This is a genomic window from Oxobacter pfennigii (assembly GCF_001317355.1).
GTDB classification, from domain to species: Bacteria; Bacillota; Clostridia; order Clostridiales; family Oxobacteraceae; genus Oxobacter; species Oxobacter pfennigii.
Genome location: NZ_LKET01000032.1, coordinates 309,218 through 329,411 on the forward strand (window position 1 = coordinate 309,218; position 20,194 = coordinate 329,411).

Sequence of the window (20,194 nt, forward strand, 5' to 3'; positions counted from 1 at the left end):
CTCCTTAATTGCGTATATTAATAATTATATGTCAAAAAAAAGAATAATCCAAGGAGCTTATCCATGGATTATTTTTAAGGCAGTGATTTACTCGGCATATGCAAATTTAGAAAGATACCATTTTCCGTCTATATTCTTATATACTATTTCATAGTCATATTTTTTTTGCTCATTGTTTTCAACATAGCTTATTTCTGCTGCGAGAAAAGCCTCTCCAGGTGTTATTTTCAAGACGTTACAATTCTCCACTAATATATTATCTACCCTACCGGAAACTCTCCCGGGATTTTTAATGATATAATCCGTCAAGGATATATCTCCATTAAGCAAAGGTGCACATTCAACTTGTCTAAGCTCATTTATGGCCTCGCTTATATCCTTTAGGCTTCCTTCCTTGGCGCGGTTTAATAATCCGTTTCTTAAATTAATGGATTCTGATATTTTTTGCTTCCAATCTCCCGGTGACTGGACCGACACGGACATAGCCATGGCAGCTTTATTAAAATTCGGGGACAAATAATTCAAAATCCCAAATAACCCTACACAACATATAACTAACATGAATGATAATCTCAAGAGTTTTTTCAACATCGCTAAATACTCCTTTCCTTCGTTGGGGGCATAACCTTAGCCGCTTATATTACATTTTTTCCTCAATTTACATATTTATACGGATATAATGCTGGAATTTTAACCCTTACTTCAGTTTAATGCAGTTAATTTTGGTATACACCCGTTTGTTTCCTATTTGCTCGCTTTTGAATGTGTAAACGCCGTCTACGTCGATTGATAAGCTGCCTCTGTTTTCAAGCTGAGCTTTCAATGACGGGAAACCGGCTTTTAAAACTACATCCTGGGCTATGGTTATGTGGGGAGTAAAAATTCTTTTTTCTTTTTCGATACCTGCTGATGAGCAGCAGCCATCTATTATTTCTGCCAGCCCTTTAAGCTCATCATCATTGTCTTCAAGGGACAAGTAAACTACCCTTAAGCTGTCCTTTCCTTTAAAACAGCTTAAAGCACCTGTTTTTATATTGAAGCTTTTATATTCTTTTAATTCTTCCTCTACTTTTTTATGGATTATAGCTATTTTATCCTGTGTTGTCTCTCCTACGAATTTTAATGTAAGGTGAAAATTATCTATGTACTTCCACCTTCCGCTTATGCTGCTATCCTTTATAAACTTTTGAATTTCAATTATTTCCTTCTTGATATCTTCAGGAAAATCAATACCGATAAATACTCTCATATCATTTCTCCTTAAGTTGTATACAAAAATTTGATATAATATAAAATAAATTTTATAATTTATTAAGATTCACACTTTAAATTGGGGACACTCTTCAGCCCCGGAAATAATCTTAGAAGAAAAGAGTGTCACCTAACATTAGATAGGAGTTGTTCATATGAATTCAAAAATTGCAATAATAGGCGGCACCGGGATTTACCATGGTGATATTTTTTCTGATATGGAAGATATTAAAGCCGATACCCCATATGGTATAGTATACCTTAAAAGCGCTCGATATAAAACCAAAGATATATTATTTTTAGAAAGGCACGGCAAAGGTCATGCGTTAGCTCCCCACGAAGTAAATTATCGGGCAAACATATGGGCTCTTCATAGTCTTGGTGCAAAAAGGGTTATTGCAACGGCTGCCGTAGGTGCAATAAATACTGAATTCCAGGTAGGCAGCTTTGCACTTGTAGATGACTTTATAGATTTTACCAAAGGAAGAAAGTCAACTTATTTTGAGGAAACCAATGAAGGCATCGTCCATATAGATATGTCCGCCCCCTATTGTCCCGATACAAGAAAATACATAATCAAAGCTGCATCCAATGAAAATATAAAAATAAGAAACGGTGGCATTTATATTTGTACCGAAGGACCCAGGTTTGAGACAAAAGCAGAGATACGAGCCTATGCAAAAATGGGTGCTGATATGGTTGGCATGACAAATGTTCCTGAGGTAATATTGGCAAGGGAAAAAGGATTGTGCTATGCAGCCATTGCCCTCATAACCAATTATGCCGCGGGAGTATCCAAAACTCCATTAACTCACAAGGAAGTCATTGATAATATGAATCTGATGTCCGGAAATCTAAAAAAGCTGATGGCCTCACTGCTAGAATCATTGCCGGAGGAAAGTGAATGCACCTGCCGTTTTGCAGCAAAAGAACAGGGAAGTTTGCAGTAAAAAATGCCTCAAAGGTTTTAAGCCTTTGAGGTATTTTCTATCTTTTCACAAAAACATTTACCGTACTTTTTTTAATGGCATGGCGGGCTTCAACAAACCTTATACTTCCTGTCTTTGACCTTAGCACAACTGAATTTGTGGTTGCCATCTCATTTTCATGATAAACTACACCCTTTAACAAATCACAGTCGGTAATTCCAGTAGCTGCAAAAAATACATCTTGGGTCTTTACGAGGTCATCCACAGTGAGGACAGAATCAACGTTATCTATGCCAAGCTTTGATAATTCATCCTTTTCTTTATCATCCTTGGGCAAAAACTTTGCCTGCATATGGCCTCCGAGACATTTGACTGCCGCGGCTGCTATAACTCCTTCTGATGCTCCTCCGGTGCCTACAAACAAGTCAACTCCGGTATCATCAAACAAGGCTGCAAGTGCTGCTGCAACATCACCTTCACCAAAGAGCTTGACTCTTGCTCCGGCTGCCCGGGCATCCCTTATCAATTTTTCATGCCTTGGCCTATCCTGAATAATTACAGTAAGTTCGCTTATGTCCTTATCCAGAGCTTTAGCGACATTTTTTATATTTTCATCAATGCTTTTGTTTATATCTATTACGCCCCGAGCCTCAGGTCCCGCCACTATTTTTTGCATATAAACATCGGGAGCCTTAAACAAAGACCCTTTAGGACCTACGGCAATTACAGACATGGCATTGGGAAGCCCTTTTGCTATAAGAACAGCACCATCCAATGGGTCCACGGCTATATCGTATTCAGGCATATCGTCCTTCCATACACCCAGCTTATCCCCTTTATTAAGTATATAATCCCCATCTGCACTGCTTTCTGTTACAACGACAGTTCCTTTTATGGGAAGCTTTATCATTGCAGAGCGCAATCCTTCAACAGCCGCCCTGAAAGCTAAGTCTTTATCCCCTCTTCCCATGTATTTTGCACAGGATAGAGCTGCCAGTTCGGTAACCCTTACTATACCCATAGATAAATCCGTGTATAACATCTTTATACCCCCACCAATATACAATAATCAATTTTATTTAAACCTTTTTTAATTACATATAATAAATAAAAGTCATAATTGCTTTTATATTATGCTTTTTACATTGTATAGTATAGCATATATGGGGCAAATAACAAAGTGCTATACATTGTGGATTTTGAAATATAGGTAACAAAAAACGGGGGAAATTTCTTCGCCCCGTTTTTCAAATTACGTTGATAGGTAATATAGCTTCTATTATTCCTATAATAAGAGCCGCAATGACTGCACCTATCATGGAAACAGTAACACCCGGTATTATATACTGAGTCAAATATATTATGGCTGCAGTAATCAAAAATCCGGATAAACCTCTTCCCCAGGGTGATGCATTCATACCTGTCATCATCTGTATAATATAGTCCAGACCTACAATAGCCAGCGCCTGCAACAATGCAGTCCAGAAATTTGTGATGGTATATCCGGGAGTAAAGAATGCAGTTATCATCAATACTACCGCGGCTATGACAAACCTTATTATAAGGCCTCCCCATCCGGTTTTCCTTTGGCTGTTTGCTGTATTATTATCTGCCATATTTTCACCTCCATCATTATCATTCCCGATGGAAATTAAATTATTCCAAGGTGAGCAGATATTGTAAAAATAAAGTTGGTAAGTTAAAATTTACCGTTCTGTCTGTTCAGTCATCAGTCACAGCTTCTTATTAGGTCAACCTCAATATTATCGCACATCACCCTTTGATTGCCGGTAAAAAGCTCTGCATTGCACTGCAAATAGAATTGAAAAAACGCAGTCATCGAAACAATGACTGCGTTTTCAATGGTGACCCTATGGGGACTCGAACCCCAGTTTCCGCCGTGAGAGGGCGACGTCCTAGACCGCTAGACCATAGGGCCATTTATCATGAAACATATAAATTATAACACAACCGCAAGACATGTCAATATATTTTTAAATGCAGTATGTTTTATAAAAAAGCAGGAATACTGCTTAAGTTTAAGCAATACTCCTGCCTAATTTAAATGCTTTTTCTAAAACTTCACTGTTTTTATGAACGGGTAAACTGTCAGTCTCCCCTGCGTACAATGTGTGTGAAAAATTGGCATCGCATGCATCGAAAAACAGTTTTACCGTGTACTCTGAACATGTAAATGCATCCTTATCCTTAGAGCCAGCCGTAGCTACGAACACACCTGTCTTTTTAACAACCTGCTCGTGCTTTTTGGCAATATATTTACAAGACCAAAAAGCCTGGCATCTGTCTATCAAAGATTTGGTTATTGCCGTAACGTTCCCAAAATAAATTGGTGAAGCCAGAACGATTATATCAGCAGCTTTTAATTTGGAATAAATTTCAGTCATATCGTCTCTGATAATGCACCTGCCGTCTTTGCTGCAGCCATAACAGGATGTGCAGGGAATTATATTCAATTCCTTGAGTATGACTTTCTCAACAGCTACCTCGTCTTTTACAAAACCCTCCAGGAATTTGTCTAAAAGCAGTTCTGTGTTAAAACTGCGCCTGGGGCCTCCGTAGATAACAATTACATTTTTCATTTATTAAGCCCCCCTAACGGAACTTGTTCTTACAACACGTTCAAGAAGCACATATAATATAGGAACTTCTATTATCATCATTATCACCCTGGTTAAAACCCTTCCCGGCAGCAATGCAAGCATTCCTGTGCTATACATCATTGACAGCCAGAGAGTGTCCAGTAATAAGGAACATACTATTTCAGTTACTACAACTGCAACAGCTATCCTGACTATGGAATTACCCTTTGAATACCTGTATATAAGCGCTGGAATTGCTCCTACAAGTATTTTGCTCAATGTAAAGCCGGGGAAGAATGTTGCTCCTGTAGGCGCCGGGAACATGACTATTCCCAGGACATCCGACAAAGCACCTGCAATTGCCCCCAAAACCGGTCCGAACATCATACCGGACAGCATGATTGGTATATCACCAAAGCTTATTCTTATAGTAGGAACGGGATAAAAAGAGAGCACATTTTTAAGAACAATGCTGATGGCTACAAATAAACCAATGTATACTATCTTTCTAGCATCCAATTTCATAAAAACACCTCCTTTCTTCTTAGTCTGGCACCAGAAGCCACACTAAAAAGAAACGAGGATTCCATTTAATGTAACAGCGGACGCGGTATTGTATCGCAGGTCAACCTTTCGTTTAGAGACGACTTCCCATCCTCTAACACTTGACGCACAATACCTACTCTGCCAGTAATTATATTTTATACGCTTTTTGATAAAAAATAAATAGTTTTTAAAAATATATTTTACCAATTTACGCCTTTTTTTATATTTCTAAGTTATCCAATACCTCATCTATATCGAATTCTTTATCTCCGTCGGCAAATACCGCTAAAAATTCGCACCGGTCGTCTTCCCTGTCGGGTTCATAGCTTACATATTCAGCATTTAATCCTGTGTCATCCACCATATCCTCTATTACATCCCTCACCTCATCTACCGCAATATCGATAAGATAGGGTATGTAATGCTCTTCATACCATGCATCCTCATTTTCGTCCTGATCGCTCATTGAATTAGCGTAATCCTGGGCTGCCTCCGTTTCATCACTGTCGAATACATAAAAGAATCTTGCTACCAGAAAGTCCGGTTTATATTTAATCTCTTCAATGTCCTCTACCACCTGGGATTGTCTCAATGTTTCCAAAATTTTATTTTTATCCATTTTAATACCACCTCATATCTTATTCATCTCATAAGTATACACATTAGCCATGTCTGATATACTTAATATTGTACCATAATTATGTTAAAATTGAATTAATACATGGAGGTGGGACATTTGGCCAATGAAAAAATTCTCGTAATAGAAGATGAGCAGGAAATCTCCGATTTAATATCAGATTATCTGGAAATCAACAATTATAAAGTTTACAGAGCATATAACGGAAATGAAGGATTGGAAATTTTCAACAGTTCAAACCCTGACCTTATCATACTGGATTTAATGCTTCCCGGTATAGATGGTTTTGAATTATGTAAAAAAATAAGGAAACAGTCCTCCATACCCATTATAATATTAAGCGCCCGTCGTGAAGATGTGGATAAGGTTTTAGGATTGGGATTAGGAGCAGATGATTATGTAACCAAACCCTTCAGCCCCAGTGAGCTCATCGCAAGGATAAAAGCCCAGTTAAGGCGGTCCATGATGAATACCGATTCCAGGCAGGATCATATTATGGATTTTGGAAGGCTTAAAATAGATTTAAAAGGCTATAATGTTCTTTTGAACGGAGAACAGCTGCTTCTTCCTGCCAAGGAATTCGAGCTTTTGAGCTTTTTAGCCACAAATGCAGGGCAGGTATTTACAAAAGAGCAGTTATTCAACAACATATGGGGTTTTGATGACTTCGGAGACATCAATACAGTTACCGTCCATATAAGGCGGTTAAGGGAGAAGATTGAAGAAAACCCCTCCAATCCGAAATTAATTGTCACGGTATGGGGTGTTGGATATAAATTTGAAGGAGACAGAAAATGAAGATAAGGACTAAGCTTTTGGTAACTTTTTTATCTACCATAATTCTGCCCTTTATATTGACCTTTTCCCTTTTTTCAATGTATCTTTCATATAAAACAAAAGATGCAAAATTTGACAGTACCGATATAAATGAATACACTACAGAGCTAACAGATAAAATATCAGCCCATTATGAGAGCATAAATAATTATGATTTGTTTGACCGCCAAATAAGACAAGAGCTCTCATCTTTAAGCTCCATAATAGAGAGTATTGAAATTATTGATTTAAAAGGTAAGATACTTTATAATTCAAAGGCTTCGGACCGGATAGGAAAATCCTTGGATTTAAATCAGCTTACATATCATACAAATGACATATTTTCAACAATGGAATGGGACAGTGACTTTTATCTTAGGATAATTAAACCCATGGTATATGAAGATTCGGTCAAAGGTTTTGTATTATTTGAACAAAATACCGTCTGGATGATAGAATATGCGAAGGAAATCACTTACCCGGTCTTATGGTTTGGCATAGGAAGTATCATTCTTTTTATAGTATTCTTTTCAGGACTCATATCAAGAGGTATAATATCACCTTTAAATGAGCTTTCATATGCCACCGAGCAGATAGCAAACGGAAATCTTGATTTTAAAATAAAATATAAGAAAAGCGATGAAATAGGCATATTGTGCCAGGCCTTTGAAACCATGAGAAATAAGTTAAAAGAATCTCTGATAAAACAGACAGAATACGAATATTCCAGAAAGGAACTGGTAGCAAGTATATCTCACGACTTAAGGACCCCTTTAACTTCCATAAAAGGTTATGTGGAAGCTCTGAAGGACGGCATAATAACAGATCCCGATAAAGTCAGCAAATATCTCGAGGTTATTTACAGCAAAACGGAGAGCATGAACAAGCTGTTAGATGACCTCTTTGAATATTCCCGTCTGGATTTAAATAATATAAGAATGAATATGAAGGTTACAGAAAGCCGTGGTATGCTGAAGGAAATAATAGAAAATCTAAGGTATGATATTGAAAAAGAAGGTATAATATTCAACACTTCCATTGAATTTCAATGCCTTTATGTTTATGTGGATAAATTAAGAATTGATGAAGTAATAAACAACATAATACAAAATGCACTGAGATATACTAAAACCTCCATTGTATTTAATGCTTTCAGAAAGGACAACAGCCTTATAGTGTCCATTAAAGACGACGGCTGCGGCATAAGCGAAAATGAAAAAGAGCATATATTTGAAAGGTTTTACAGGAGCGAAAAATCCCGAACCTCAAAGATGGGGGGAACCGGCCTTGGCCTTGCCATAGCCAAAAAAATAATCGAAGAACACGCAGGCAAAATATGGGTAGAATCCGACGGCTTAAACGGAAGCACATTTTACTTTTCAATACCAGAAAAAAATAAACCCTAGGGGTTTATTTTTTTTAATTTCATTATGTTCATCAAATTTCTGCTGGAATTTATTATGTGCTGGGTTACAAGCCTTTCGGCATTTTCTGCATCCCTGTTTATAAAGGCATCAATAATTTGTTTATGTTCTTCTAAGGCTTCCTGGGGCCTTCCCGGAGTCCTTAAGGATTCATACCTCACCCATTGCACATAATATTGAAAATCCGTCAAGATATTTTGCAAAACACTGCTCTTTGTGGCTTTAAAGATAACTTCATGAAATCTGGTATTAAGTTTTGCTACCTGTTCAATGTCGTTTTTCCTAGTATAAAACTCCATTAAATCAAATATATCTTTAAGCTCTGTTAATTCTTCTTCAGTAAATTTTTCCACGGCCCATTTTGCTGCCAGGCCTTCTAAAACTTTTCTTATGGTATATATATCTTCAATATCTTTCTCAGTGATTCCCTTAACTATAACACCTTTATTAGGTACGCTATCCACAAGGCCTTCCAGCTCCAGCTGCCTGATGGCTTCCCTTATAGGAGTCCTGCTCACGCCCAACTCCTCAGCTAGTTTTGTCTCTACAAGACTGTCACCGGACTGGTACTTTCCGTCAAGAATCTGTTGTCTGAGTATACTGAATATTTTCCCCCTAAGGGAATATTTTTCAGTTCCATCATTCTTAAATAAACTATCACCCATGCGGATATACCCCCATGTTTTTCCCTGTATGTTAATATTTTATATTATAAATTCATTTACTGTCAAATCTTAACTTATCTGAAGTGCGTAAAAACCTGTCTTTCATAAATTAGAATTCTTATGTGCTCATGATGTAATGATTTCAAATAGTATAGCCATTTGAAATCATTTGACATGAAATTTACTATTGAAATTTCATTATATAATAAATCCTTGCAGGATTTATTGCGACATGAATTTTACATAGTAAAATTCATGATATAGTTTATATATCCTCCGGCTAATAATATATCCCTTTCCCTGTCGGTAACCTGCAAAAGAAGCTCCATCTCCTGTCCTGTCCTCTTATTTAATGCTTTAATTGGCTCACCGGATTTGAATCTGGACTGTAAGTTATTAAGTCCTATTTCATCAAACATCTCTATATCATCATAGTCTTTAGCATCAGCAAATACCAAAGGAAGTATGCCGCTGTTTATAAGGTTAGACTTGTGAATTCTTGCAAAGGACTTGGCAATTACAGCGCGTATCCCTAAATATAAAGGCACCAGAGCTGCATGCTCACGACTGGAACCCTGTCCGTAATTATCTCCTCCCACAATGAATCCGCCCTCGTTGTTTTTGCAGTTCCTGTGGAAATCACTGTCTACCGACGAGAAGCAAAACTCCGACAAATAAGGTATGTTGGACCTGTAAGGCAAAAGCTTTGCGTTTGAAGGCATTATATGATCCGTTGTTATATTGTCTCCCACTTTTAAAACAGTCTTCTTAAAAATACTGTCTTCTAAGGGCTTGTTCACGGGAAACTCCTTTATATTTGGACCCTTTATGACTTTTGCATCCATATCTCCCTGGGATTTTATAACCATATTATCATCATAGTAATCATCTTCATGAACTTCATCAAAGATATCCTTATGAAGAATTGAAGGTTCTTTTATCACACCGTATATGGCAGATACGGCAGCCGTTTCAGGACTTACAAGATATACTTGTGCCGATTTTGTACCGCTTCTTCCTTCAAAATTCCTGTTGAATGTTCTTAAGGATATCCCATTTGTTTCAGGGGCCTGCCCCATACCTATGCAGGGACCGCAGCCACATTCCAATATTCTTGCGCCGCTTGCTATTATATCATTTAAGGCACCGCTCTTTGAAAGTCTTGTCAATACCTGCTTCGAACCCGGAGAAATGACAAGGCTGACATCGGGATGTACTGTTTTTCCCTTGAGTATCCTGGATACTATTACAAGATCCCTGTAGGAGGAATTTGTGCAGCTGCCTATGGCAACCTGGGTTATCTTTTGGCCCGCAAGCTCCCTGATGGTTTTTATATTATCTGGGCTGTGAGGCGCTGCAGATAATGGTTCAATTTCAGATAAATCTATTACAAGCTCTTCATCATATACTGCACCTTCATCCGCTGACAGCCCTCTGTAATCATTTTCCCTTCCCTGGTTTTTCAAGAATTCCAGCGTTCTCTCATCTGAAGGAAATATGGAAGTTGTTGCTCCAAGCTCGGCTCCCATGTTTGCAATTGTGGCTCTTTCAGGTACTGATAAGTATTTGACACCTTCACCGGAATATTCAAAAATTCTGCCCACGCCGCCTTTTACCGTCAATTTGCCTAGAATATATAGTATAATATCTTTAGCAGCAGCAGGAGGTTTTAATTTGCCTTTAAGCACGATGTTGAATATTTTAGGCATCTTAACGAAATATCTTCCGCTGCCTATTGCCACAGCCACATCCAATCCGCCGGCACCTATTGCAAGACATCCTATGCCTCCGGAAGTTGGAGTATGGCTGTCTGAGCCTACCAAAGTCCAGCCCGGCTTTGAAAATCTTTCAAGCTGAACCTGATGGCATATGCCGTTGCCCGGCTTTGAATAAACGATACCGTATTTGTTAGCGACTGTTTTTATATATAAATGATCATCTGCATTTTCAAATCCCGTTTGGAGCATATTATGATCCACGTAAGCCACAGATAATTTGGTTTTAATCCGGTCTATGTTCATAGCTTCCAATTGCAGATATACCATGGTACCTGTAGAATCCTGAGTAAGGGTGGAATCTATAGATATCTCAATTTCCTCACCGGCAGTCATATTACCGGAGAGCAGATGTTCCTTCAATATTTTTTGAGTTAAGTTCATAATCATTTAAGCCACTCCTTTATATCATATGAAATACTTGCGTATAAAAAACAATGGTCTATGTATCATTGTATACAATTATACATTTATTGATTTTTTACGTCAATAAATTTTACGCGTTAACCTTCTTAAAAGCCGCTTCTCACAACATATGGAAAGTAAATTGTGTATAAAAAAAGAACAGTAGAAATTCTACTGTTACCTTTTAGCTGTATTTAATTTCAAGTATGGGGCTAATACATAAACAAGTGACATTGAAATAGCCGCATCGGCAATATGGTGAAGTGCTGTTCCCACACCCGTTACCACTAAAACTTGATAAGCTGTCCATCCAAATGGAATTACAACCAGTGCTTCCAATATTGCATGTATGGGAAGTGTGAGAGCAAATGCTTTTACATAGGGCATTCTTCTTCTTATGAGCACTGCACCGATAAATCCAACTACTATATGTGATGCCGCTCTTGCAGCTATATATGGAGGTGCTGTCATTAAAAATCCCAAGGTGGAACCGATACCAACAAGTACGGCAACGGCAGGACTTATTGTCATGGCTATGAACATTGGTACGTGTGATGCTAAAGTAGCTGAAAAAGGTGGTATGACTATTTTTAAGAATCCGAACTGAATTGGAATGATGATTGCTAATGCCGTAAGTAATGCGCCTGTCACTAGTTCTTTAAGTTTCATATTATTTCCTCCCATCAATGTGTAAATGCAGTTGTCTTGTCATATAAATTCATAAAAAATGCTTAATGTTTATTATATACCAATATATATAATATGTACATAGTAATTTTTGGGGTTGTGAGGCTGTTTCATAAATCAAATTTATAAAAACGTTCTCCACAAAACATATAAAAATAAATATAAAATTAAGCACCTCGCTCTACATAGATTAGGAAACGAGGTCCTTTTGTTCTCACTTTAACCCACTGAAGAGACTAATGACACAGCCCCAGAATCGTCCCCTGGAATAAAATACGCCGGCTGTATGCCGGCGTATTTTATTCCGCTTTTTCCATCATGCTCTTTATCTTCATGAGCCTTGTGAGATTTCCTCTTTCATTCTCTTCAAGCTTCATGGTGATATATTTTATAGTTTCCTCCAATTGAGGAATCATTACATATTCCAATGCGTTAACCCTTCTCCTGGTCTTTTCGATTTCGTCTGCCATAAGCTGGCAGGTCTTTTCCACCTCTGCAAGTTCAAGGAGATGAGGTAAAATATCATATAGCTTTTTTATCGCTCTGTCCAGCTCGCCGCTGCTCTGAGCAAAACCGTAGGGATAAATACTGGCACCTTGTTTTGCATCTCTTACAAATTTCATAACGGGAACGTTTACGCTCATTATGTTTCTTTGAGATACATCAAGGCTTACCCTCTCAGTAGGTATAAGTATGGCAGCTTCCAGCATTTCTGTAGACATGACGGCTTTTGCCATCATAAATTCTTTCAAAGATTCGGACAGTTCTTTTTCAACGCTTAATCTAAGCTCATTATTTCTCTTAATAAGCTCTATGAATTTTTTCATCAGCTCATCCTGTTTATCCTTTAAAAGCTTATGCCCTCTTGCTGCAACCTTAAGCCTTTTCTTTAGGCGGGTATTCTCCATCCTGGTAGGGTTTACATTCAAACGCATGCCTATTCATCCCCTTTTTTGGGAAGGTATTTATCAATGTATTCGTCTCTGATCCTCTTCAATTCTCCTCTTGGAATTATTGACAAAAGCTGCCAGCCAAGGGTCAAGGTCTCTTCGATGGTCCTGTCAGTATATTCTCCCTGGGAGACATACTTCCTCTCAAACTCATCGGCAAATTTAGCATACAGCTTATCAATATCCGATAATGCACCTTCACCTAATATTACCGCCAGCTCTTTAGCCTGTTTTCCCTGTGCATAAGCTGCAAAAAGCTGGTTCATGGTGTCAGCATGGTCTTCCCTTGTTTTATTCTTTCCTATACCTTTATCTTTAAGCCTTGAAAGCGAAGGAAGAACGTCTATAGGAGGCATCAGACCTTTTCTGTATAGTTCCCTGCTTAATATTATCTGACCCTCGGTAATATACCCTGTAAGGTCAGGAATGGGATGAGTCTTGTCATCTTCCGGCATTGTAAGTATTGGAATCTGAGTTATTGAACCTTCTCTTCCCTTAATCCTTCCTGCCCTTTCATATAAAGTTGAAAGGTCAGTATAGAGGTATCCGGGATATCCTCTTCTTCCAGGAACCTCCTTACGTGCTGCTGATACTTCCCTCAAGGCTTCTGCGTAGTTTGTCATATCCGTTAATATAACAAGTACATGCATATCCTTTTCATAGGCTAGGTATTCGGCGCATGTCAGTGCCATTCTTGGAGTTGCAATTCTTTCAATTGCCGGGTCGTTTGCAAGATTCATAAATAGAACGGCCCTGTCAATAGCTCCAGTCTTTTTGAAATCGCTTATGAAGAAGTCTGCTTCTTCAAAGGTTATACCCATGGCGGCAAATACAACGGCGAATTTGCTGTCGGCAGCCAAAACTTTTGCCTGACGTGCAATCTGTGCTGCCAGCCTTGAATGGGGCAAACCTGAACCTGAAAATATAGGAAGCTTTTGTCCTCTAACAAGTGTATTCAATCCGTCAATTGCCGATATACCTGTTTGTATAAACTCTGAAGGATAGTCTCTGGCGACAGGATTTATAGGTTCACCGGATATATCAACCCTTTTCTCGGGCAATATCTTAGGGCCGTCATCCTTTGGCCTTCCAAGTCCGTCAAATACTCTCCCCAGCATATCTATTGATACGCCAAGCTCCAATGACCTTCCTAAAAATCTTACCTTACTGTCCCTTAAATTTATGCCGGATGAGCTCTCGAAGAGCTGTATCAAGGCTTTATCACCATTTATTTCAAGGACTCTTCCTCTTCTAATTTCACCTGTTTGAGTTTCTATTTCAACAAGCTCGTCATATGCAGCGCCTTCAACCTGATCGACAAGCATCAAAGGACCTGCAACTTCTCTTACCGTTCTGTATTCCTTAAGCATCCTAAGCACCTTCCCCCATTAGAGAATCCATCTGTACCCTAAGCTCTTCATATACGTCGTCTATTTCATTGATCTTATCTTCTGAAATATATTTTACCCTGGATATCCTGTCTTTTACAGGAAGAGATTCTAATTTACTAAGATAAGCTCCCTTATCAAGGGCTTCTTTTCCCAGGGTATAATAATCCATAATAAGCTTCAGCATTTTATACTGCTTCTGCATTGAGGTATATGTATCTACTTCATGGAATGCATTCTGGTGCAGGTAGTCTTCTCTTACTGTACGGGCTATATCCAAGGTCCATCTGTCACCTTCGGACAATGCATCCAAACCTACCAGCCTGACGATTTCCTGAAGTTCATCTTCTTCCTGCAGTATTCTCATTGCATCGCTTACAAGATTAGGCCATCCGGGTACTTTCATGTTCTTTTCAATGTAAGGTCTTATCGTATCCATATATAGCGAGTAGCTCTGCAGCCAGTTTATTGCCGGGAAGTGCCTTCTGTATGCAAGGTCCGCATCCAGTCCCCAGAAAACCTTAACTATTTTTAAGGTAGCCTGGGTAACAGGCTCGGAAATATCTCCTCCGGGGGGTGATACGGCACCTATTGCACTAAGTGCTCCTATCCTTTCCTGTCCGCCTAAGCAAACAACCTTGCCGGCACGTTCATAGAATTCTGCCAATCTTGATGTAAGATATGCAGGATATCCTTCTTCGCCCGGCATTTCTTCAAGACGTCCAGACATTTCACGCAAGGCTTCCGCCCATCTTGATGTAGAGTCTGCCATCATGGCTACGGAGTATCCCATATCCCTATAGTATTCCGCAATTGTTATACCTGTGTATATTGATGCCTCACGGGCTGCAACAGGCATATTGGAAGTATTGGCAATGAGCACCGTTCTTTTCATCAATGGCTCTCCGGATTTTGGGTCCTTAAGCTCCGGGAACTCCATCAAAACGTCTGTCATTTCGTTTCCGCGCTCTCCGCAGCCAACATATACAACTATCTCCGCATCTGCCCATTTTGCAAACTGATGCTGGACTACCGTCTTTCCGCTTCCGAAAGGTCCGGGAACGCAAGCTGTTCCGCCTTTGGCAACGGGAAAGAATGTATCGATTATCCTCTGGCCTGTGATCATGGGTTCCTCAGGTGTTATCTTATTCTTATAAGGTCTTCCCTTTCTTACCGGCCATTTCTGCATCATCATGACTTCCTGTATGGAGCCTCCCTTTGTCTTTACGCTGCAAACAGGATAATCTACAGTAAATTCCCCTGCTTTAATATCGGTAATTTCTCCTTCAACATAAGGCGGAATTAAAATTCTGTGTTCAACTATAGTGGTTTCCTGCACTACACCGATTACATCTCCGCCGACAACTTTATCTCCCAATTTTACAACAGGCTTGAAATTCCACTTTTTAGTTCTGTCCAGTGAAGGTACGTTTATACCTCTTGTTATAAAGTCCCCTGCTTCTTTAGCAACGGCCTCCAAAGGCCTTTGTATACCGTCAAACATTGTTTCTATAAGTCCGGGACCCAATTCAACGCTTAGTGGCTCTCCCGTTGTTTCAACAGGCTGTTCAGGCTTTAATCCTGAAGTTTCTTCATATACCTGAATGGAAGCCTTGTCGCCTCTCATTTCTATTATTTCGCCGATGAGCTTTTTCTCGCCAACCCTGACAACGTCAAACATCTTAGCATCGCTCATACCCTCAGCTATGACAAGAGGTCCGGATATTTTTAAAATCTTACCACTACCCAAGCTATCAACCTTCTTTCTTTGATAGAATATCAACTCCGACAGCTTTCTCCACATTATCCTTTACACTGGCAAGGCCAATACCAAGACTTCCCTGAGTCCCCGGTATAAGAATAATAGCAGGAAGCATCTGTTTTTTATAACGCTCTATAGTTTCTGATATATCTTTTGCAACAGTTTCTGTGATAAATATCAGTCCATATCCTTTCCGGGCCATAGTATCTACTGTTTTTTCAGCATCATCTTTATTTTCCACAGCCTTTACATCTAACCCTAGGGCAAGAAAAGCTATTATAGAATCCCTCTCTCCGACAACACCTATTTTATACATAAATATCACGCAGCCTTTCCCTGATAACATCCGGGCGGACTTCATTCTTTTTTCCTGTCAATATAATCCTAAGCGCCCTTATTTCATTTTCTCTTGCAATTATAAATGCTGCCAGAGGCTCCGGACCAAACATAATTAATTTAGCTTTCCACAAATAATCAATCAAATAATTGTCACCATATTTTTCAATACTCCCAAGATTCCCATCCTTAAAATAGTCTTCTATTCCTGCCTTTACCCACGTAAAATGCTTTGTATGGGCAATTTTGTTTGCAAAATTATCCAGCGAAGCATTGAGATTATTCACAAACACATCTTTGTCAACTTGGCCTCCAGGAATGAATATTTTTTGGAAAAGCTCTCGTTCTTTATCCTGCACTTTAACTCTGATAAATGCCTTTATATTTATCAAATCAATAAAGAGCTTTACTAAATCTAAGAGATAATCCTGTCTTTTATCCTTTGCCACTTGCAGCATATATTGATACATTCCTTTGTCAATCGTAATATCAATTTCCTGAGGATCTTGATTGGCTGCATAATCTTCCAAAGCTTTTTGTATACTTTGCCTTAATGTGTCCGGCATATCTTTGTAGTTTTCTTCTTTTATCATATACTTTAAGGCATCTACAGGTATTGTTCCGGCATCAATTACGATTGAAGAAGTATCAGTACCGCTTATTTTACTTTTTGTCAGGCATTTTATGTTATGTCCGTCATACCGTATAGCTAAGATATCTATCACTTCTTTAACAGGAGAAGTCTTATACATTTCTTTGTACAAATCTTCAATAGACCTTTTGAGTCCTTCCTCATAAGAAGACAATGTTATATATTCACTATAAACAGAGTCCTGAAGCATCCTGATACAGTCTTCAAAACTTTTTGCATCTACAAGGGCTTCAAGTTTTGATTTGTCCAGCATCTTAGTTTCCAGGAACCTTAACCGGGCAACGCTCTGGGCAAAAATTGTATTATCCATTCAAATCCCTCCTTATGAGGTTACCTGTCCTCGAAAAGTAAACCTGCTATCTCTCCTTCAAGACTTTCCCTGAGTGATCTTATCAATGATTCCACTGAACAATTAACTTCTATGCCTTTGTTTTTTAATAAAAAGCCCGACTTTATATTTCTTTTTTCATCGCTTATTTTCAACATCCAATTTTTATTCTGTGAAGTCAGCTTTTGATTAACCATTGCAACCAATCCCGGGTCAAGCCTGTCTTTATCATTATCAGATAAAATAACCTCTTCATCGCCTGTTTCAACACTATTTATAAGTAGCTCTTCAATAAAAACCGAATAATCTTTCTTATCCATACTGTTTATTTTTTCTTCAGCCAGTGTAAATATTTTATCTATCAGTTCCTGCTTTGCAGAAAGAACATTATTTCTACCATCCAGCCGTGCTCTTGCAATTATCCTGTCTTTACTGTCTTCCCCATTTTTTTGTGCCTTAGCTTTTGCTTCATTGATAGCCGATTCGGCTTTTATCTTGGATTCTTCTAATATTTGCTTAGCTTTATCTTCTGCTTCTTTTAGTATTTTTTCAGCCTCAATTTCATCATCCCTAAGTATTCTTTTCTTTAAATTATCTATACCGGCCATTTCCGCCACTCCCTTATAGCGTTATATTTACTATCATCAATATTGAAGTTATAAGAGCTATAACCGCATAAGTTTCAACAACTACGGCATAGATAACACCATTAAAGAACTTTTCAGGCTTTTTGGCAAGTATCTGGATACCTGCTGCTGCCGTTTTACCTTGCTGTATGGCAGAAAAATATTGAACAAAAGCAACGGGTAAACATGCCATAAGAAACATAAATCCTTGATAAAGTGACAATGGTACCAAGTTTCCTGTCAGCAACCCAATTCTTGAAAGAACAATAAGTGCTGTTATAAAACCGTAGAATCCCTGTGTACCTGGAACAACTTGAAGTATCAACGACTTAGAAAATTTCTCAGGGTCTTCTGAAACTAATCCCGCAGCCGCTTCTCCAACTATGGCAACGCCTCTTGCCGATCCCATACCTGCCATCAATGCTGCCAGTGCGGCGCCTAGTAATGTTAATATAGGTCCTCCGAATTCACTTAAAAATGCTAAAAAGTTTGTTGATTCCATGAAAATTCCTCCCTTATTTCTCTGTATTTACTTTGATAAATTTTGTAGTTATTTTTAAAGGATTGAAAGCTTTGCCTCCACCTTCATAAAACTTTCCGAAAAACTCAAGATACTGCAGCCTGCATGCGTGTACATATGTTCCCAATAAACCTATTAGCAGGTTGAATGTATGACCAGCAATAAATATTATGGGCCCCAGTACTATTACAAAAATTCCTCCTCCTAGAAGCTGTATGAGCATATTGAAAGACGAACCTATAAGGCCTGTTGCTAGACCTAAAGCTAAAAGCCTTGAATATGAAAGTAAATCGCCTATATACCCTGTTACACCATATAATCCATATATTCCTCCGAATATTTTACCCGACAGGCTTGCATTCGCCCTGCCCTGCGTAAGCAAAAGACCTGCTGCACCTGCAACTGCCATTATCTTTGCCGCATTTCCGCCCCCAAGCAGCATCCATATAGCTCCTGTAAGCAGAAGATACCATGTCAGCACATCATATACGGCGTCCATGGCCTTACCGTTTTTAATGAACCAGTAGGCTTTTACGCCAAGTCCAGTAAACAAATGTACCAATCCTAAAGCAATAGAAGAATACAATACTGTCATCGGTTCATCAAGAGGATTAACCCATAATGGTTTAACAGGCAGCGCATTGCCGAAAAATCCTCCGAATACCCAGCCAAAGAAAATTGTGGGGAAACTTACATATAATAGTAACTTAATAATCTTTCTTGCGTCGCCTTCAAGTTCCATAAATTTCAGGGCAAAAGCTGTCGCCAAAAGAAGTACAATTCCATACCCAATATCAGCAGCCATCATACCGAAGAAGATCATATAGAATGGAGTAAGGACCGGGGTAGGATCTACTTCCGTCGGCAGAGGAAGCGCGTACATAGAAGTTATGACTTCAAAGGGCTCCACAAGAGCATTATTTTTTAGTATAATTGGTGGCATATCCTCTTCTGACGGTTCTTCAAATTTTATGTATATACCATCAAAATCCTTTGTCAACATGGATTCAATACCATCGGCATTTTCTGCCGCAATCCAGCCCTTTAAAATAAAAGTCTTCCTGGTCTTTCCCAGCTTAAATACAGCGTTTTCTTTTTCCAGCTTGTTTGAAATATAATCATATACCTTTTGAACATATTCAATATTTTGTGCAATGCCGGAAGCTTTTTGTGAGAGTTCTTTAAGGTCATTATCCAGAGATTCCAATTCTTCAGACAATTCTTTTATATACTCTGCAGGTGGTAGCCTTAAATCAAGATTGGCTTTTGTATAACCATAATTTTTTAATACATCTTCAAGTTGGTCTTTAATATCTTTATGACAAAGAATAAATAAATTTAAGTCCTGTTTCTCGTCTGATACCTTTTCTATGTAAACATCACCAAAAGAATTATTTATCTCTTCATAAAGTAGCATCTCTTGCTTTTTTGAAACTCCGCCTATAAAACATGTAACATTCTTAAGCATTTCAAGGTCATTATCACAGACATCAAGATTTTTCCATTGTGAATATTGTTCTATAAGGGTAGTTAATTTTACTTTTTTACTCTTAATAGTATTTGTAGTCTCGTCTATTTCCTTGCATTGATTATAAATATCCTTCCAGTTCATATCATCTTCCAGCCTGTCAAACTCCTGCTTATCAACAACAGGTCTTTTTTCTAGAAGGCCTTTCTTTTTTACAGAATACTGTTTTAAAAACTCATAAGTAAATTTAATATAATTATAGTCCAATTCTGTGTCTATCACAGATTTTGGTTCTTTAAAACAATCCAGGTATTCTGAATCTGATATTTCTTCTTTTACATCAATAAGATGTACATAACCTTCAGACTGGAGGACGTTTAGAATACTTTCCCTTTCATTCTGAGGTGCGGCAAGGACCATTTTTTTCAT

Annotated in this window: 21 protein-coding genes, 1 tRNA gene and 1 riboswitch; of the genes, 3 read left to right on the plus strand and 19 right to left on the minus strand. The window is 38.4% G+C overall.

Translation table 11 applies throughout. The features are described 5' to 3' along the window. Nucleotides 1-87: 87 nt before the first annotated feature. Together OXPF_RS11650 and thpR are read right to left on the minus strand one after the other, a co-directional pair. On the minus strand, nucleotides 88-525 hold the full coding sequence (locus OXPF_RS11650) for a hypothetical protein (RefSeq protein WP_152967746.1): 438 nt from the start codon (nucleotides 523-525) through the stop codon (nucleotides 88-90). A gap of 172 nt (nucleotides 526-697) precedes the next feature. Continuing rightward, nucleotides 698-1,249 carry an RNA 2',3'-cyclic phosphodiesterase gene (thpR, locus tag OXPF_RS11655; protein ID WP_054875379.1) on the minus strand — a complete coding sequence of 184 codons (552 nt, stop codon included), beginning with the start codon at nucleotides 1,247-1,249 and terminating at the stop codon, nucleotides 698-700. A 157-nt stretch (nucleotides 1,250-1,406) separates the two neighbouring features. On the opposite strand from thpR, the gene mtnP reads away from it, so the two are divergent. Then, nucleotides 1,407-2,201, plus strand: coding sequence for an S-methyl-5'-thioadenosine phosphorylase (gene mtnP / locus OXPF_RS11660; RefSeq protein ID WP_054875380.1), 795 nt, complete (start codon nucleotides 1,407-1,409; stop codon nucleotides 2,199-2,201). 37 nt (nucleotides 2,202-2,238) lie between these two features. On the opposite strand, the gene glpX is transcribed toward mtnP, so the two are convergent. From glpX to OXPF_RS11690, 6 genes are all read right to left on the minus strand, one after another. Beyond that, nucleotides 2,239-3,222: a class II fructose-bisphosphatase gene (gene glpX / locus OXPF_RS11665; RefSeq protein ID WP_054875381.1), complete on the minus strand. Its 984-nt coding sequence runs from the start codon at nucleotides 3,220-3,222 to the stop codon at nucleotides 2,239-2,241. Nucleotides 3,223-3,427: 205 nt separating this feature from the next. Continuing rightward, complete coding sequence (locus tag OXPF_RS11670) at nucleotides 3,428-3,796, minus strand: phage holin family protein (protein WP_054875382.1); 369 nt, start codon at nucleotides 3,794-3,796, stop codon at nucleotides 3,428-3,430. Between the two features lie 247 nt (nucleotides 3,797-4,043). Continuing rightward, nucleotides 4,044-4,119, minus strand: a tRNA-Glu gene (locus tag OXPF_RS11675). A gap of 100 nt (nucleotides 4,120-4,219) precedes the next feature. After that, a complete protein-coding gene (locus OXPF_RS11680; protein WP_054875383.1) occupies nucleotides 4,220-4,780 on the minus strand; it encodes a flavodoxin family protein in 561 nt (186 codons plus the stop codon). A gap of 3 nt (nucleotides 4,781-4,783) precedes the next feature. After that, complete coding sequence (locus OXPF_RS11685; RefSeq protein WP_054875384.1) at nucleotides 4,784-5,305, minus strand: folate family ECF transporter S component; 522 nt, start codon at nucleotides 5,303-5,305, stop codon at nucleotides 4,784-4,786. Nucleotides 5,306-5,377: 72 nt separating this feature from the next. After that, a riboswitch (THF riboswitch) is annotated at nucleotides 5,378-5,469 on the minus strand. Nucleotides 5,470-5,546: 77 nt separating this feature from the next. Further along, a complete protein-coding gene (locus OXPF_RS11690) occupies nucleotides 5,547-5,945 on the minus strand; it encodes a hypothetical protein (protein ID WP_054875385.1) in 399 nt (132 codons plus the stop codon). A 102-nt stretch (nucleotides 5,946-6,047) separates the two neighbouring features. Between OXPF_RS11690 and OXPF_RS11695 the strand changes: the two genes are divergently transcribed. Beyond that, nucleotides 6,048-6,761 carry a response regulator transcription factor gene (locus OXPF_RS11695; RefSeq protein ID WP_054875386.1) on the plus strand — a complete coding sequence of 238 codons (714 nt, stop codon included), beginning with the start codon at nucleotides 6,048-6,050 and terminating at the stop codon, nucleotides 6,759-6,761. Next, on the plus strand, nucleotides 6,758-8,185 hold the full coding sequence (locus OXPF_RS11700) for a sensor histidine kinase (protein ID WP_054875387.1): 1,428 nt from the start codon (nucleotides 6,758-6,760) through the stop codon (nucleotides 8,183-8,185). Before OXPF_RS11695 ends, OXPF_RS11700 begins: the two co-directional genes overlap by 4 nt. On the opposite strand, the gene OXPF_RS11705 is transcribed toward OXPF_RS11700, so the two are convergent. The 11 genes from OXPF_RS11705 to OXPF_RS11755 form a co-directional block, all read right to left on the minus strand. Then, entirely contained in the window at nucleotides 8,182-8,868 is a 687-nt protein-coding gene (locus OXPF_RS11705) for a GntR family transcriptional regulator (protein WP_054875388.1), read from the minus strand. The two genes, OXPF_RS11700 and OXPF_RS11705, sit on opposite strands and share 4 nt — an antisense overlap. A gap of 239 nt (nucleotides 8,869-9,107) precedes the next feature. Further along, on the minus strand, nucleotides 9,108-11,033 hold the full coding sequence (locus OXPF_RS11710; protein ID WP_054875389.1) for an aconitate hydratase: 1,926 nt from the start codon (nucleotides 11,031-11,033) through the stop codon (nucleotides 9,108-9,110). A gap of 192 nt (nucleotides 11,034-11,225) precedes the next feature. Continuing rightward, the gene (locus OXPF_RS11715) at nucleotides 11,226-11,717 is read right to left on the minus strand and encodes a hypothetical protein (RefSeq protein WP_054875390.1); all 492 of its coding nucleotides are present in this window, start codon (nucleotides 11,715-11,717) and stop codon (nucleotides 11,226-11,228) included. 317 nt (nucleotides 11,718-12,034) lie between these two features. After that, the gene (locus tag OXPF_RS11720; protein ID WP_054875391.1) at nucleotides 12,035-12,670 is read right to left on the minus strand and encodes a V-type ATP synthase subunit D; all 636 of its coding nucleotides are present in this window, start codon (nucleotides 12,668-12,670) and stop codon (nucleotides 12,035-12,037) included. A gap of 2 nt (nucleotides 12,671-12,672) precedes the next feature. Further along, nucleotides 12,673-14,055 (minus strand): V-type ATP synthase subunit B, encoded by a 1,383-nt coding sequence (locus tag OXPF_RS11725; RefSeq protein ID WP_054875392.1) that lies wholly within the window; start codon nucleotides 14,053-14,055, stop codon nucleotides 12,673-12,675. A gap of 1 nt (nucleotide 14,056) precedes the next feature. Next, the gene (locus OXPF_RS11730; RefSeq protein WP_083479881.1) at nucleotides 14,057-15,877 is read right to left on the minus strand and encodes a V-type ATP synthase subunit A; all 1,821 of its coding nucleotides are present in this window, start codon (nucleotides 15,875-15,877) and stop codon (nucleotides 14,057-14,059) included. After that, entirely contained in the window at nucleotides 15,828-16,151 is a 324-nt protein-coding gene (locus OXPF_RS11735; protein ID WP_054875393.1) for a V-type ATP synthase subunit F, read from the minus strand. Before OXPF_RS11735 ends, OXPF_RS11730 begins: the two co-directional genes overlap by 50 nt. After that, nucleotides 16,144-17,133, minus strand: a complete 990-nt coding sequence (locus tag OXPF_RS11740; protein WP_054875394.1) for a V-type ATP synthase subunit C — start codon at nucleotides 17,131-17,133, stop codon at nucleotides 16,144-16,146. Before OXPF_RS11740 ends, OXPF_RS11735 begins: the two co-directional genes overlap by 8 nt. A 20-nt stretch (nucleotides 17,134-17,153) precedes the next feature. Then, on the minus strand, nucleotides 17,154-17,759 hold the full coding sequence (locus OXPF_RS11745; RefSeq protein ID WP_054875395.1) for a V-type ATP synthase subunit E: 606 nt from the start codon (nucleotides 17,757-17,759) through the stop codon (nucleotides 17,154-17,156). 13 nt (nucleotides 17,760-17,772) lie between these two features. Further along, on the minus strand, nucleotides 17,773-18,279 hold the full coding sequence (locus OXPF_RS11750) for a V-type ATP synthase subunit K (protein WP_054875396.1): 507 nt from the start codon (nucleotides 18,277-18,279) through the stop codon (nucleotides 17,773-17,775). 13 nt (nucleotides 18,280-18,292) lie between these two features. Beyond that, the gene (locus OXPF_RS11755) at nucleotides 18,293-20,194 is read right to left on the minus strand and encodes a V-type ATP synthase subunit I (RefSeq protein WP_160317210.1); all 1,902 of its coding nucleotides are present in this window, start codon (nucleotides 20,192-20,194) and stop codon (nucleotides 18,293-18,295) included.

Coding starts and splice junctions, on each gene's coding strand:
- OXPF_RS11690 (WP_054875385.1), bottom strand. CDS start 5,945: ATGGATAAAAATAAAATTTTGGAAACATTGAGACAATCCCAGGTGGTA.
- OXPF_RS11755 (WP_160317210.1), bottom strand. CDS start 20,194: ATGAAAAAAATGGTCCTTGCCGCACCTCAGAATGAAAGGGAAAGTATT.
- OXPF_RS11695 (WP_054875386.1), top strand. CDS start 6,048: ATGGAGGTGGGACATTTGGCCAATGAAAAAATTCTCGTAATAGAAGAT.
- OXPF_RS11680 (WP_054875383.1), bottom strand. CDS start 4,780: ATGAAAAATGTAATTGTTATCTACGGAGGCCCCAGGCGCAGTTTTAAC.
- OXPF_RS11670 (WP_054875382.1), bottom strand. CDS start 3,796: ATGGCAGATAATAATACAGCAAACAGCCAAAGGAAAACCGGATGGGGA.
- OXPF_RS11715 (WP_054875390.1), bottom strand. CDS start 11,717: ATGAAACTTAAAGAACTAGTGACAGGCGCATTACTTACGGCATTAGCA.
- OXPF_RS11710 (WP_054875389.1), bottom strand. CDS start 11,033: ATGATTATGAACTTAACTCAAAAAATATTGAAGGAACATCTGCTCTCC.
- OXPF_RS11725 (WP_054875392.1), bottom strand. CDS start 14,055: ATGCTTAAGGAATACAGAACGGTAAGAGAAGTTGCAGGTCCTTTGATG.
- OXPF_RS11700 (WP_054875387.1), top strand. CDS start 6,758: ATGAAGATAAGGACTAAGCTTTTGGTAACTTTTTTATCTACCATAATT.
- OXPF_RS11750 (WP_054875396.1), bottom strand. CDS start 18,279: ATGGAATCAACAAACTTTTTAGCATTTTTAAGTGAATTCGGAGGACCT.
- OXPF_RS11720 (WP_054875391.1), bottom strand. CDS start 12,670: ATGCGTTTGAATGTAAACCCTACCAGGATGGAGAATACCCGCCTAAAG.
- OXPF_RS11730 (WP_083479881.1), bottom strand. CDS start 15,877: ATGTGGAGAAAGCTGTCGGAGTTGATATTCTATCAAAGAAAGAAGGTT.
- OXPF_RS11685 (WP_054875384.1), bottom strand. CDS start 5,305: ATGAAATTGGATGCTAGAAAGATAGTATACATTGGTTTATTTGTAGCC.
- OXPF_RS11740 (WP_054875394.1), bottom strand. CDS start 17,133: ATGGATAATACAATTTTTGCCCAGAGCGTTGCCCGGTTAAGGTTCCTG.
- OXPF_RS11735 (WP_054875393.1), bottom strand. CDS start 16,151: ATGTATAAAATAGGTGTTGTCGGAGAGAGGGATTCTATAATAGCTTTT.
- glpX (WP_054875381.1), bottom strand. CDS start 3,222: ATGTTATACACGGATTTATCTATGGGTATAGTAAGGGTTACCGAACTG.
- thpR (WP_054875379.1), bottom strand. CDS start 1,249: ATGAGAGTATTTATCGGTATTGATTTTCCTGAAGATATCAAGAAGGAA.
- mtnP (WP_054875380.1), top strand. CDS start 1,407: ATGAATTCAAAAATTGCAATAATAGGCGGCACCGGGATTTACCATGGT.
- OXPF_RS11705 (WP_054875388.1), bottom strand. CDS start 8,868: ATGGGTGATAGTTTATTTAAGAATGATGGAACTGAAAAATATTCCCTT.
- OXPF_RS11745 (WP_054875395.1), bottom strand. CDS start 17,759: ATGGCCGGTATAGATAATTTAAAGAAAAGAATACTTAGGGATGATGAA.